This is a genomic window from Bradyrhizobium sp. MI1.7, assembly GCF_055811795.1.
Map to the genome: position 1 here is coordinate 221,162 of NZ_JBVVPO010000003.1, position 13,242 is coordinate 234,403.

Below are 13,242 nucleotides of genomic sequence, written 5' to 3' on the forward strand. Positions count from 1 at the left end.
ATGTGCATAACAAATCGCGGCGGCCGGAGGAACAGTAGATGTCGGGCATCGATCGTAGAAGCTTAATGGTGATGTCGGTTCTCGGCGCCACGATGGGGCTCCGGGGCACGGCCCAGGCGGCGCCGAACGGGTATCCCGAGACTTATCAGAAGGTCATCGACGACGCTCATAACGAGGGCAGCCTCCTCATTTACTCGATTATGTCGCCGGAAAACTGGCGTCCCGTGATCGAGGGCTTCAACAAGCTCTACCCGAAGATCAAGGTCGAGACCCTGGATCTCCCCGCCTCCCGCGAGAGCTTCGAGCGATATCTGGCCGAGCGGAGCACCAACAGCCGCACCTGCGACCTCATCGCGACGGCCGATCCGGGCGGATGGATCGATTTCCAGGAGCGCGGTGAAGTCCTAGACTACGTATCGCCTGAAGCGAAGGCTTGGCCGGATTGGTCAAAGCCGTTTCCCGGCGTCTACACCGTCTCGTCCGACCCCATGGCGCTAATCTGGAACAACACGCTGGTGGCCGACGGCAAGCGTCCCAAGACACTTGCCGAGTTCGTCGAGCTTGCAGTCGCAAACGAGAAGACCTGGCGCAACCGCATCACCAGCTACGGCGTGCATCAAACAACTTTCGGCTACGGCATCAGCTACGCGTTCGTGAAGAAGCACGGCGAAAAGGCCTGGGACTGGTTCGCCCAACTTGCAAAGCTTTCGCCCCGATTCGAGCGTTCCGGCGGCCCAATGACCGAGAAGGTCACCTCCGGCGAATACACCATGGGCTTCTTCGTTTCGGCCATCACCTTCTGGCCGCGCCTGAACGATCCGGCGCGGGCAAAGATCCTCGGCTGGAGCTTCATCGGAGACGGTCAGCCGGTCGTGCTGCGTGGCATCGCGATTCCGAAGGGATCGAAGAACGTCAACGCAGCAAAACTGATGCTCGACTACGTCGTCTCGGAGGACGGTCAGCGCGCATTCGGACGGGGCGGCCTGACGCCGGCACGCCCCGGTGTGAAGCCGGGCGACGGAATCCGCCACACCTACTCGTCGATCGTGGAAGCCGTCGGCGAGCAGAACATCTGCTACATCGGCTACGATCGGGACGCGGTGCGGGACTACGACAGCTTCCTCGCGCGCTGGAAAAAGACCTTCAATGTCGCTTGACGCAAGCAGCGCGCTGGGGTCGTCGGCCGCGGACGCCTTGCCGAAGCCGCTGCCCGGCCGCGACACGGTCATCCAGTATGGCATGGCGTTGCTGACTGTTGTCCTGATCGCAGCGCCTCTCCTGCCCGTTCTCTATCAATCTTTCCTGGATCGTGCGCTCTACGATTCCGGCCAGCAACTGACGCTGGGCAATTTCGGGCGCCTGCTTCGCACCGACGGCTTCGCGCTCGTCATCTGGAACACGTTCGTGTTCGCCACCCTCACCACCGTGATTTCGCAGACGCTGGGCACGCTGGCGGCGGTGCTGTTCGGCCGCACCGACATGCCGTTTGCGCGGTTGTTTGGCGAGCTCTTCCTGTGGCCGATCTATCTCTCGGCGCTGGTACTGTCGTTCGGCTGGTACACGATCTACGGACCGGCCGGCTACCTCACGCTTCTGGTTCAGTCGATCTTCGACGGCGCGCCCTGGAATCTCTACTCGCTGCCGGGCATGGCGATGATCGCGGGCGTCTCGCAAGCACCGGTCGCCTACATCTACTGCATGTCGTCGGCCTCGATCACCGATCCGACTTTGGAGGAAGCCGCGCGCGTGACCGGCGCCGGCACCTTGAGGACCTTGTGGCGGATCACGCTGCCGCTCCTCATGCCGGCGATCGCCTATAGTGCCGTGCTGAACTTCACTGTGGGACTGGAGCTCCTCGCAATTCCGCTGGTGTTCGGGGATCCCGCCGGCATCACTGTGCTGACCACGTTCCTCTACAACAACGGCGTGGCGTCGGCCCGCCCCGATCACGGGCTGGTGGCAACAGCTGCCGTGCTGATGCTTGCCGTCGTCTGCGTGTTGGTGTGGCTACAAGGACGCCTGCTCGGTAACACAAGGCGCTTCGTCACGCTCGGCGGCAAGGCCACGCGACCGCGCCCTTTCCGCCTGAACAACCTGCGCTGGCCGCTTTGCATCGTCTCGGCGATCTACATCACCGCAACTGTCGTGATGCCGATCGGCGCGCTGCTGCTGCGCGCCTTCACGAGCCTGCTGTCGCCGATGGTGCCGATCAGCGAGGTGCTGACGCTCGGCAACTTCGCCAACATGCTCGAATACCCGGTCTACCCGCGTTCGATCTGGAACTCGCTGATCGTCAGTTCGGTCGGTGGCGTCGTCGCCACTGCGATGGTCGCCCTGATCGCCATCATCGTGCTGCGGTCCGACTTCCGCTGGCGTGGCGCGCTGCACTACGCCGCGCTGTTTCCCCGTGCAGTGCCCGGCGTCGTCGCCGGCATCGGTTTCTTCTACGCGTTTGCGCTCGTGCCTGGCTTGGGCGGCCTCCGAAACACGATCTGGATTCTGGTTGCCGCCTTCACGATGCACTTCATTCCTGTGGGGCTCGGTGCGGTTGCTCCGATGTTGTTGCAGATGAGCCCGGATTTCGATCGCGCCGCCCGTACGCAGGGCGCGGACTGGTGGACGACGAGCCGGCGCATCGTTTTGCCCTTGCTGCGCCCGGCGCTGGTAGCCTGCTTCATCATCCTCTTCATCACGTTCTTCAAGGAATACACGACCGCGATCTTCCTGTTCGCTCCCGGCAGCGAAGTGATCGGGACCACGCTGCTCCAGGCATGGACGCAGGGCGAGGTCGGTCTGGTGTCCGCGCTGGCGACCATCCAGATCCTGGTGATCGGCGTCTGTGTCACGGCGGCGCGCGCTTTTCTCGGAGTGAAGCTTTATGGCTGAGTTGCTGATCGAGAACCTGCACAAGCGGTACGGACCGGTCAAAGCGATCGACGACGTCAACATCCACGTTGCCGATGGCGAGTTCGTCACGCTGCTGGGGCCGTCAGGGTGCGGCAAGTCAACAACGCTCGGCGCCATTGCCGGACTGGATCAGCCGACGAGCGGACGCATCCGCGTCGGCAACAAGACCTATTTCGACAGAGAAAAGGGAATCTTCCTGCCGCCGGAAGCGCGCCATTGCGGGCTCGTGTTCCAGAGCTACGCTTTGTGGCCACACATGACGGTCTATGACAACGTCGTGTTTCCGCTCAAGCTGCGCAAGGTATCGACCGCCGACTGCAAGCGCCGCGTCGAGGAGAGTCTCGCTCTCGTCGAAATGGAGCGCTTTCAGGACCGCTATCCGCATCAGCTCTCGGGCGGCCAGCAGCAGCGTGTCGCGCTCGCGCGAACGTTGGTCTACCAGCCCGAAATCCTCCTGCTCGACGAGCCCCTGTCGAATCTCGACGCAAAGCTGCGCGATCGCGCCCGGACCTGGCTTGCCGAACTGCGCACGCGCCTCGGCCTGACGACGATCTACGTGACACACGACCAGGTCGAAGCGCTGGCTCTGTCCGACCGCATCGTGGTCATGAATGGCGGCCGCATCAGCCAGATCGGCTCGCCCCAAGAGATCTACACGCGGCCGGCAGACAGTTTCGTCGCCGACTTCATCGGAACGACCAATTTCCTCAACGGCGACGTGGTCGGGGCGCCCGACGGCGATGGACAGACACTGGTCAGTCTCGCCGATGGTCAGCGCGTTCTGATCAAGTCCGACAAACGTCCATCCCTGGGCGACAAGGTCACGTTTGCCTATCGCCCCGAGCAGATGCGCCTGGCGGCGGCCAACGATCAGGCGATCGGAGGTTCGATCGTTGAAGCCGACGTGGTCAGCCATTCCTATGTTGGCGGCCGATGGCAAATCGGATTGAGCGTCGGCGGAAATCAGATCCGCATCGAAACCCAGGAGGCAATGACTGACCGCCAGTTGCGCCTGTGGCTGCCTGTCACCGGCGGCATCCTGTTTACAGAACGGAACCATGGCAAATCCCACTGACGCCACCTCTCCCGAAAGCGGACTGCATCAGGCCGACTACACCCCCGGTGTCCGCGGCCCGCTGACAGGGCTCCGCGTCATCGACCTCTCGAGGCTGGTCGCAGGCAATCTGCTCACCCAGCATCTCGCCGACTTCGGCGCCGACGTTATCAAGGTCGAGCCGCGCGAAGGCGATACGCTGCGCGGCTGGCGCACCAAGGGTGTCGAAACCAACTGGAAGATCCATTCGCGCAACAAGCGCAGCATCTGCCTGGAATTCCGTCACGACGAAGCGGTGCCGCTGATCCGCAAGATGATTCCCGGCGCCGCGATGCTGGTCGAGAGTTTCCGTCCCGGCACGCTCGAGCAGATGGGGCTCTCGCCGGAGGAACTGCTGCGGCTGGAGCCCAAGCTTGTGATCGTTCGCATATCGGGATGGGGGCAGACCGGCCCCTATCATCGCCGGCCCGGCTTCGGGACATTGGTGGAAGGCTTTTCGGGCTTCGCCGAGATGAACGGCTTCCCCGATCGAGAGCCGGTATTGCCGCCTATGTATCTGGCCGATGCCCTGTCCGGTCTCACCGGAGCGTTCGCCGCGATGGCGGCCCTTCGGGAGGTCGAGATCAACGGCGGAAAGGGACAGGTGATCGACCTGCCGCTGCTCGACCCGATCGTCAACTCGCTCGGGCCTCAGGCGGCAAATTACCGTTTGACCGGCGTGGTCAAACCGCGCAGCGGGAGCCGCTCGAGCGGCTCGGTACCGCGCAATGTCTACCGCACGCTCGATGGCGGCTGGGTTTGCCTGTCGGCATCCACGCAAGGCATGGCGATGCGGGTGCTGCGTTCGATCGGCCGCCCGGAGCTCTGCGAGGATCCAAAGTTCAAGACCAACGAGCAGAGGCTCGTCCATGTCGCCGAACTCGACAAGATCATCGGCGATTTCATCGCGACACGAACGGTCGACGACAACGTCGCCTTCTTCGAGGCGGCCGAGGTCACGATCGGTCCGGTCAACGACACCGTCCGCTTGATGAACGATCGCCACGTGCAGGCCCGGGGACTGCTGGCCGACTATCCCGACGAGGACATGGGAACGTTCCCGATGCACGCCGTCCCGGTTCGCCTGTCCGAGACGCCCGGAAGCATCCGGACGCCTGCGCCACGCCTCGGTCAGCACAGCCGCACCATCCTGGCCGAAGCCGGCCTCAGCCCTGACGACATCGATGCCGCCCTCGCCTCGGGCGTTGTGAAGGAAACCAGCACATGACAGTTGAACGAAAATTCCCGGTCTGGCGCTCTGCGCTGTTCGTACCCGCGAACGTCGAGCGGTTCGTGGTCAAGGCCGTCGAGCGCGGCGCGGACGCGCTGATCATCGATCTCGAGGACAGCGTGCCGCTGGCTGAAAAGGCCAACGCTCGAAAGCTGATCCCGGGCATCGTGAAGCGCTTTCGCGACACCGGAAGTTCGGATGTCATGGTGCGGATCAACCAGCCGCTCGAATTGGCGGTGCCCGATCTGGAAGCGGCTGTCATCGCCGGCGTGGACGCGATCAAGATCACCAAGGTCGAAGGCGCCGAGCATCTGCGCCTGCTCGACGAGATGGTGACCAGACTGGAGATCGAGCGCGGATTGCCCATCGGCAATATCTGGTTTGTCGGCCTGATCGAGGCGCCCGGTCCTCTCTCTAGGGCTCACGAGATCGCGCGATCGATCCCGCGGCTGGCCGGCATTTCACTGGGTGCGGAAGATTATGCCACCGCCATCGGCGCCAAGCCGACGGAAGAAACCCTGTTGATGCCGAAGCAACAGGTCGTGCAGGCAGCCCGCGCCGCCGGCATCATGCCGCTCGGCACCATCGGCTCAGTCGCCGATTTCTCCGATCTGGAAGGATACACAAGGATCGTCAGGCGCTCTGCGGACTTTGGCTTCGTGGGCTCTGCCTGTATCCATCCGTCGCTGGTGCCGATCCTGAACGAGGGTTTCAGCCCCTCCGCCAAGGAGGTAGCGGACGCCGAGCGCGTCGTTGCGCTCAACAAGCAGGCGGCTGCCGAGGGCCGCGCATCCTTCGCCATCGACGGCAAGATGATTGATATTCCGATCGTGCAGCGCGCCGAAGCGCTGCTCGAACGCGCGCAAGCAATCGCCGCCCGCGCGCATCGCCCTCGTTGATTGTGCCACCCCAGCGCGGCGCGAAGCGCCGTCTCTGGGGGCCAAGGACATTCGATAGAGCGCGCGGCAGCCCTTACGCCACCGCCCTCACCTTGCTGATGAAGCCGTCGACCTCCGACGTCAGCGAGGTCGACTGGCTCGACAGGTTGGCGGCGGCCTTCAACACGCCGGAAGCGGCGCGGCCGGTCTCGTTCGCCGCTGACGACACGGTTGCGATGTTGCGGGTGACGGTCGAGGTCGCTTCCGCCGTGTGCTGCACGGTGTTTGCGATCTCGGCGGTGGCCTTGTTCTGCTCCTCGATGGCGGCGGCGATGACGCGGTTGATGCTCGAGACCTCCTCGATGGTCTTGACGATGCCGTCGATCGCCGAGACCGCCTTCTGCGTCGCCCCCTGGATCTCCGTGATCTGGGCGCTGATCTCTTCGGTCGCCTTCGCCGTCTGGGAGGCCAGGTTCTTCACCTCGCTCGCCACCACCGCAAAACCTCTACCGGACTCGCCGGCTCGGGCTGCCTCGATCGTCGCGTTCAGCGCCAGCAGGTTGGTCTGGCCGGCGATCGAGGTGATGAGGCCGATGACCTCGCCGATGCGATCGGCGCCGTCGGCAAGCGCGCGCATGGTGCTGTCGGTTTCCTTGACGGTGACAACCGCCTGCTCGGTGGCGCGCGTCGCCTGCTCGACCTGACGGTTGATCTCGCGGATCGAGGCGTTGAGCTCCTCCGCCGCAGCCGCCACGGTCTGCACGCCGCCGCCGACCTGGTCGGCGAGCGTCGAGGCCGAGCCGGCCTGGGTCTGGGCCTCGGCTGCCGTGCCCGACATCGAGCGCGCGGTCGTCTCCAGCTCGCCCGAGGCGCTCGACAGCGTCTGTACCATCTGGCCGATGCGGCTCTCGAATTGCCGCACGAGGCCGGACAATTCGGACGCACGCTTCTCCTTGTCGGCGCGCTCGGCGGCCCGGTCGCCGGACAGGCGCTCGGCGTTGATCATGGCCTCCTTGAACACCTGGAGCGCCGCGACCATGCGGCCGATCTCGTCGTTGCGGCCGAGACCCGGCACCTCACCGGCGAAATCATGCGCCGCGAAACGGGTCATGACACCGGTGATCGCGGTCAGCGGCTGGGTAACGCGGTTGCGCATCAGCATCAGCCCGCCGATCGTCAGCGCCAGCGAGGCCGGCACCAGCAGGCCGAACAGGATCAGGCTGAAGCGGGCGCGCGAGGCACCGTCTTCGGCCCGCGAGATCATGTTGGCGAGCGCGGTTTGTGTGACGATCACGACGTTGTTGGCGCCGACAAGCTGACGATCGCGGTAGTCGATGCCTGCGACGCCGGCGGGCTCGCCGGCGAGCAGCTTGGTCGCAATGGCATTGCGTTCGTCGCTGAGCGCGCCGGAGATTTCCGGCTCGGCGTTACGGATCGCCTGCAACAGCTCGGGCGAGGCCACATTCGGGCTGAGATCGCGCACGACCACCCAGGACTGCTGGATGCGACCGCGCAGATCGGCGAAGGTTACGCCATCGGCGGCGGTCCAGGTCTTGTTGGCGAGGATCGAGGAGAACTGGACGAGAATGGTCTGACCTGCGTTGGCGCGGGCCTGCCAGGAGGCCTGCTTGGCGATCAAGAGGCGATCGACCACGGGATCGATCAGCGTCATCGCGTTGTCGACATGGGCGGTGACGTCGCCGATCGCGTCCATATAGGCGTCGCTGATCTTGGCCCAGCTCGGTTGCAGGTTCGCGTCACGCGCCGCCTTCTCCTGCTTCAGGGCAGTGACCGCGCGCGGCCGCAACTCCTCGAGCTGCGCCCAGATGCCGCGGAGCTTGTCGAGCTTTTCGGCAAGACCGGGCGCTTCAGCAGAGGCGAGGCTCTGCAAGGCCTGCGCGTAATTCTTCTGCACGGTGGCTCGCTGCTCGGCGAGACTGCTCATGACGCTGTCGGGCGCGGGGGCAGCCGACGCCAGATAGCTCAGCGTGTCACCGCGCTCCAGGCGGAAAATCACGAGCGTATTGGTCAGGTCGCGGCTGGCGACCGCGAGCGAGACGATGCGGTTGCTGTCCGAGTAGCGGGTGACCGCGAGCTTCAGCGCATAGGCGCAGATGACGACGAGGACGAGACCGAGAGATCCAACCACCGCCCCGAGGATGCGGGCGACCGAACGCTGCTTTTGCATCGACTGATCCATATTGCCGCCAAGACGCGGTTCGCGGGCAATCTACGGAGCGAACGATGAGATTTGGTTTAAGATTGAACGGCTTTGGCTACCAATCTCTTCCGGGAAAATACGGAAACCGGTAGTTCGATACTCCCCTCAGACCCGTGCGTCCGAGGGTGCCCGCTGCTTGAGCAGCCGGGCGCAGACGAGACCAAGCGCCACCATGATCGCGGCGCTCGTGAGCAGGGTCGAGACCTTGCCACCGTGCTGGAGGCCAAGCCCATAGGCGATCGGGCCAACGGTCTGCCCCATGAAGAAGAAGAACGAATGCAGCGACATCGCCGTTGCCCGCGCCCCGATCGACAGCTCGCTGGCGAACACCTGCAGGCAGCCGTGGATCATGTAGAAACCCCAGCCCATCGCCAGCATGCTGGCGAATTGCAGCTTCCATCCGGGACCGAAGGCGAGCACGCCGAGCTGCAGTCCGACGAGGCCCGCGCCCGCAATCATCATGCCCCTGACGCCGAGCCACGGCAGGAAGCGTGAGACCGTGAAAGTGTAGAACAGTCCGCCGATCGCAAAGCCCGCGATCACGATGCCTGCGATCGACGGCGACTTCTCGCCGAGATCGAACAGCAGCGCGGCGATGAACGGAAACAGGCCGAATACGCAGCAGCCCTCGACGAAGACCGCCGAGTAGCAGTAGCGCGTGTTGGGGTTGGCGAAGATGGTCCGATAGCCCTGCCGCAAGGCCTTCAGATCGGTCTTCGGCGGCGCCGTCAGCGCGGCACCGCGAAAGCCCGCCGCCACTGCAACGGCCGCGATCAGGCCGAGCGCGCCGAGCATCATGAGCACACCGCGCCAGCCGATGAGTTCGCCGATGACGCCGGAGGCGGTCGCACCGAGCAGATTGCCGGTCATCGAACCCGCAAGCGTGCGGCCGATCGCGACCTGCCGCTTGGCGGGTGCAACGAGGTCGGCGGTCAGGCCGAGTGCGACCGGAAACACGCCACCGGAGGCGATACCGGCGAGGATGCGGCTCGCGAACAGGCCCGAGAAGGTGGTCGCGACCGCGCCAAGAATGCAGGAGACGCCAAGCAGCGCCAGGCACAGCGTCATCAACCGCGCCTTGCCGAACAGATCGGCAGCCGCTCCGATCACCGGCTGAACCAGCGCGTAGATCAAGGCGTAGCCGGCCGCGATGCTGGCGGCCGTCGTGATACTGATCGAAAAATCTTCCGCGACATGCGGCAGGACGGGATCGAGCGCGCGCGTGGACAACGCCGCCGAGAAGCTCGCGAGCGCGATGATATTGATCGCGGGCGGAAACTTCTGGTCGGACGACGGCCCGGTCGCAGGCGGGGACATCAGCGCGTTGTGCTTTTCGTCACCGCGTCGAATGCCATCAGCGTGCGGATCAGCCCTTCGAACTCGCGCAGCGGCACCATGTTGGGCCCGTCCGAGGGCGCGCGATCAGGGTCGGGATGGGTCTCGATGAAGACGCCGGCAACGCCGACCGCGACGGCTGCGCGCGCCAGCACCGGCACGAACTCACGCTCGCCGCCCGAGGACGTCCCCTTCCCGCCCGGCTGCTGCACCGAATGGGTGGCGTCGAAGATCACGGGCGCGCCGGTGGTGCGCGCCAGGATCGGCAGCGCGCGCATGTCGGAGACCAGCGTGTTGTAGCCGAACGAGGCGCCGCGCTCGGTAACGAGCACGTTGGGATTGTTTGCGGTCGTGATCTTGGTCACGACATTCGCCATGTCCCAGGGCGCGAGGAATTGCCCCTTCTTGACGTTGACGACCTTGCCCGTCGCGGCGGCGGCCAGCAGCAGATCGGTCTGCCGGCACAGGAAGGCCGGGATCTGGAGGATGTCCACGGCTTGCGCCACCTCGGCGCACTGCGCGGCGTCATGCACGTCGGTCAGGACCGGCAAGCCGAGGGAGGCGCGGATCTCGGCGAAGATCGGCAGCGACTGTGCGAGCCCGAGACCGCGCGCTGCCGACGCGCTGGTGCGGTTGGCCTTGTCGAACGAGGTCTTGTAGACGAGCCCGATCTTCAGCCGCGCGGCGATCTCCCTCAGCGCAGAGGCCACCTCCAGCGCATGCTGGCGGCTTTCGAGCTGGCACGGCCCGGCAATGATCGAGATCGGCAGATCGTTGCCGAACCTGACTGTGCCAATGGTGACGACCGGCGCCGCTGAATTCGAAGAGCTCAAGGCCAATGTCCCTCGTTTCGGCGCGACCATAGCCGCCATCAGGGTCGGATCAACCCCATTCGCCCCGGGCCACCCGAATATCAGGGTTGCGCCGGGGTTCCGTGCGAGGCCCTTGCGCCGGCGGCCCCTTACTTCACCGCCGAGAAGGCGGTCGGCGTCAGGAGCTGGCTGACGATGTTGCCGACGATCTGGCCGTCCGCTTCGCTCTCGGCACGCGCCTTCATCCAGTCCGGGTCGGTCATGAACTTGCCCCACTTCGCTTCGCGGTCGGCGAGCGAATCCCACGCCAGGAAATAGGTCAGCTCCTGGTTGGATTCGCCGATCAGCGTGGTGAAGAACCCGGCCTGCTTGATGCCGTGCTTCTCCCAGAGCTTCAGCGTGACCGTCTCGAACCGCTTCAGGAGCGCCGGCAGGCGGCCGGGCACGCAACGGTAGATGCGCATTTCATAGATCATTCTGGTTCCTCCCTGATGACGTCGGGGGTTATAACGGCTGGCCGTGACGGTGTCTTCGGCCCCGCCCGATACCGCCCGCGGCGTCTGGCGCATGGCTTGCCGGCCCCGATCGCACCCGGTTCCCGTAATGCTGCCGCAATGATACTGCCGCTACAACGCTTCGGTTGAGGCTCAGGTGCGGATCATGCGGATTTTGCTCGTCGAGGATGAAGCGGAGATGGCCGGGGCGCTGGCCTCGGCGCTCAAGCGGTACGACATGATCGTCGATCACGTGCCAACGCTTGCCGAGGCCGAAGAGGCCATTTCCGCCGACGTGCACGCCGCCGTGCTGCTCGATCGCCAGCTGCCCGACGGCGACGGTCTTGCCCTGATTCCGAAACTGAGAGCGCGCGCCGACGGTGTGCCGATCATCGTGTTGACGGCACGCGGCGAGCTCGCCGATCGCGTCGCCGGGCTCGACAGCGGGGCGGATGATTATCTGGCAAAACCATTCGCGGTGGAGGAATTGCTGGCGCGCCTGCGCGCGGTGTTGCGCCGGCCCGCCGGGGTTCAGCCCGACATCATTCGCGCCGGCCGCCTCGCCTTCGACTTCGGCCATCGCGAGGCGAGCGTCGACGGGGCTCCGCTCGAACTGCCGCGGCGGGAGCTCCTTGTGCTCGAAGCCCTGGTCCGCCGCATGGGCCGGACCGTGCTGCGATCGGCGCTGGAGGAAGCGGTCTACAGTTTCGACGACGAGATCCAGTCGAACGCACTCGATACGCATGTCTCGCGGCTGCGCCGCAAGCTTGCCGAAGCCGACGCGCACGTGGAGATCCACGGCATCCGCGGCGTCGGCTATCTCCTGAAGAAACTGCCGTGAGCAGGCACGCCGACCCATATTGCCTGCGCTCTCGGCTGAGCTGGCGCCTGCTTTCGCTCCAGGCCGCGCTGTTCGTCGCTTTGGTCGTCGTCATCATCGGCGCGCTGTGCGCTACGGGCTTCGTGCTGGTCCAACGGGACGAAGATCGCGTGATCGACGTCGTGCAGAGCGCGCTCGCGCGCGACGCGGCCGGCGGCCTGACGCTGCGGCCGACGGCTGAGCTGAAAGCGTTGCGCGAGGAGATCCCCGACCTCTGGTTGCTGGTTCGCGACAGGCAGGGGCATTCGCTCAGTGAAGGCCCCGTGCCGGCTGAATTCGCGGGGATCGGCGGCGCCCTCGACCAGATCAGCCAGGCGCGGCTCGGCTGGCAGCTCTTCGAGGACGACCCACGCAAGCCGGCGGCGCGGTTGAAACGCATCGACACGGCCGCCGGCAACGTGCAGGTCATCACGGCGACGCAGGGCAAGCTCAGCGGCGCCAAGGCGGTGTTCACGACGTCGCTCGTGTTGCTGGGCATCGCGCTCCCCGGCCTGCTGTTGATGGGGACCGCGACGTTCATCGCGACGCCGATGGTCGTGCAGCGCGCTTTCAGAGGATTGGACGCGACCGCAGACCAGGCCCGGCGGATCGATATCCATCAGCGCGGCGCGCGGCTGTCGGTGGAGCAGATTCCGCTCGAGGTGGTGCCGCTCGTGGCCGCGGTCAATGACGCTCTCGCGCGGCTTGATCAGGGTTACGCCCGCCACAAGCGCTTCGTTGCCGACGCCGCGCACGAGCTGCGTACGCCGATCGCGATCCTGAACACGCGCCTGGAGTCATTGCCGTCGGGACCGGACAAGACCCGCCTGATCGAGGATGCGGCGCGGCTCGCGACGCTTGCAGAGCAATTGCTGGATATCCAGCGGCTCGACCGTTGCGGGCATCCATTCGTGCCGGTCGACCTGGTCTCCGTCGCGCAAGGCGTTGCCGCCGACCTCGCACCACTGGCGATCGCGGCTGGCTATGAGCTGTCGTTCGACGCGCCGGCGGCGCGGATCGACGTGCTCGGCGATGCGGCCGCGCTCGAACGCGCGCTGACCAACCTCGTGCAGAATGCCATCCAGCACGGCCCTCGCCGCGGCACGATCGTCATTCGCGTCAGCCGTCCCGCCAGCATCGAGGTCACCGACGAGGGCGCGGGCATTCCGGCCGATCAGCGCGAGCTGATCTTCGAGCCGTTCTACCGGCTCACGCCGCTCGATCGCGGCGCCGGCCTCGGCCTCAACATGGTGCACGAGATCATGCTCCTGCATGGCGGTCACGTTTCGGTCCTGGACGGACCGAACGGCGGTGCGTGCTTCAGGATAACGCTGCCGCCCCTGCAACAGAGCTGATTCAATTCGTCTCTGCGTCTCAAGCGCAATGCTGTCGCAATGCGCTCAGGCGACTCT

General features: G+C 65.3%; 11 protein-coding genes. 7 read left to right on the forward strand and 4 right to left on the reverse strand.

What is annotated here, in order from left to right; translation table 11 throughout:
* Nucleotides 1-71: 71 nt before the first annotated feature.
* The 5 genes from AC0L3X_RS05565 to AC0L3X_RS05585 are packed head-to-tail and all read left to right on the forward strand — an operon-like array spanning nt 72 to nt 6,130.
* Nucleotides 72-1,157, forward strand: a complete 1,086-nt coding sequence (locus tag AC0L3X_RS05565) for an ABC transporter substrate-binding protein (RefSeq protein WP_283016640.1) — start codon at nt 72-74, stop codon at nt 1,155-1,157.
* A complete protein-coding gene (locus tag AC0L3X_RS05570) occupies nt 1,147-2,886 on the forward strand; it encodes an ABC transporter permease (RefSeq protein ID WP_283016641.1) in 1,740 nt (579 codons plus the stop codon). The genes AC0L3X_RS05565 and AC0L3X_RS05570 overlap by 11 nt, the downstream gene beginning before the upstream one ends.
* Nucleotides 2,879-3,982: an ABC transporter ATP-binding protein gene (locus AC0L3X_RS05575; RefSeq protein WP_135213779.1), complete on the forward strand. Its 1,104-nt coding sequence runs from the start codon at nt 2,879-2,881 to the stop codon at nt 3,980-3,982. The genes AC0L3X_RS05570 and AC0L3X_RS05575 overlap by 8 nt, the downstream gene beginning before the upstream one ends.
* A complete protein-coding gene (locus AC0L3X_RS05580) occupies nt 3,966-5,228 on the forward strand; it encodes a CaiB/BaiF CoA transferase family protein (RefSeq protein WP_028156065.1) in 1,263 nt (420 codons plus the stop codon). Before AC0L3X_RS05575 ends, AC0L3X_RS05580 begins: the two co-directional genes overlap by 17 nt.
* Complete coding sequence (locus AC0L3X_RS05585) at nt 5,225-6,130, forward strand: HpcH/HpaI aldolase/citrate lyase family protein (RefSeq protein WP_135213780.1); 906 nt, start codon at nt 5,225-5,227, stop codon at nt 6,128-6,130. The genes AC0L3X_RS05580 and AC0L3X_RS05585 overlap by 4 nt, the downstream gene beginning before the upstream one ends.
* A gap of 73 nt (nt 6,131-6,203) precedes the next feature.
* Here AC0L3X_RS05585 and AC0L3X_RS05590 read toward each other — a convergent pair whose 3' ends face one another.
* From AC0L3X_RS05590 to AC0L3X_RS05605, 4 genes are all read right to left on the reverse strand, one after another.
* Nucleotides 6,204-8,297 carry a methyl-accepting chemotaxis protein gene (locus AC0L3X_RS05590; RefSeq protein WP_354141847.1) on the reverse strand — a complete coding sequence of 698 codons (2,094 nt, stop codon included), beginning with the start codon at nt 8,295-8,297 and terminating at the stop codon, nt 6,204-6,206.
* Between the two features lie 138 nt (nt 8,298-8,435).
* A complete protein-coding gene (locus tag AC0L3X_RS05595) occupies nt 8,436-9,647 on the reverse strand; it encodes an MFS transporter (protein WP_283016642.1) in 1,212 nt (403 codons plus the stop codon).
* Nucleotides 9,647-10,498: a 3-deoxy-8-phosphooctulonate synthase gene (gene kdsA, locus AC0L3X_RS05600; protein WP_063983066.1), complete on the reverse strand. Its 852-nt coding sequence runs from the start codon at nt 10,496-10,498 to the stop codon at nt 9,647-9,649. The genes AC0L3X_RS05595 and kdsA overlap by 1 nt, the downstream gene beginning before the upstream one ends.
* A gap of 128 nt (nt 10,499-10,626) precedes the next feature.
* Nucleotides 10,627-10,953, reverse strand: a complete 327-nt coding sequence (locus tag AC0L3X_RS05605; RefSeq protein WP_063983065.1) for an NIPSNAP family protein — start codon at nt 10,951-10,953, stop codon at nt 10,627-10,629.
* Nucleotides 10,954-11,137: 184 nt separating this feature from the next.
* Between AC0L3X_RS05605 and AC0L3X_RS05610 the strand changes: the two genes are divergently transcribed.
* Nucleotides 11,138-11,812, forward strand: coding sequence for a response regulator transcription factor (locus AC0L3X_RS05610; protein WP_063983064.1), 675 nt, complete (start codon nt 11,138-11,140; stop codon nt 11,810-11,812).
* Nucleotides 11,809-13,185 carry a sensor histidine kinase gene (locus AC0L3X_RS05615; RefSeq protein WP_063983063.1) on the forward strand — a complete coding sequence of 459 codons (1,377 nt, stop codon included), beginning with the start codon at nt 11,809-11,811 and terminating at the stop codon, nt 13,183-13,185. Before AC0L3X_RS05610 ends, AC0L3X_RS05615 begins: the two co-directional genes overlap by 4 nt.
* The last annotated feature ends 57 nt before the right edge of the window (nt 13,186-13,242 follow it).

Excerpts from the sequence above, each read along its gene's own strand:
- AC0L3X_RS05565 (WP_283016640.1), top strand. The coding sequence starts at position 72 with ATGTCGGTTCTCGGCGCCACGATGGGGCTCCGGGGCACGGCCCAGGCG.
- AC0L3X_RS05570 (WP_283016641.1), top strand. The coding sequence starts at position 1,147 with ATGTCGCTTGACGCAAGCAGCGCGCTGGGGTCGTCGGCCGCGGACGCC.
- AC0L3X_RS05575 (WP_135213779.1), top strand. The coding sequence starts at position 2,879 with ATGGCTGAGTTGCTGATCGAGAACCTGCACAAGCGGTACGGACCGGTC.
- AC0L3X_RS05580 (WP_028156065.1), top strand. The coding sequence starts at position 3,966 with ATGGCAAATCCCACTGACGCCACCTCTCCCGAAAGCGGACTGCATCAG.
- AC0L3X_RS05585 (WP_135213780.1), top strand. The coding sequence starts at position 5,225 with ATGACAGTTGAACGAAAATTCCCGGTCTGGCGCTCTGCGCTGTTCGTA.
- AC0L3X_RS05590 (WP_354141847.1), bottom strand. The coding sequence starts at position 8,297 with ATGCAAAAGCAGCGTTCGGTCGCCCGCATCCTCGGGGCGGTGGTTGGA.
- AC0L3X_RS05595 (WP_283016642.1), bottom strand. The coding sequence starts at position 9,647 with ATGTCCCCGCCTGCGACCGGGCCGTCGTCCGACCAGAAGTTTCCGCCC.
- AC0L3X_RS05605 (WP_063983065.1), bottom strand. The coding sequence starts at position 10,953 with ATGATCTATGAAATGCGCATCTACCGTTGCGTGCCCGGCCGCCTGCCG.
- AC0L3X_RS05610 (WP_063983064.1), top strand. The coding sequence starts at position 11,138 with ATGCGGATTTTGCTCGTCGAGGATGAAGCGGAGATGGCCGGGGCGCTG.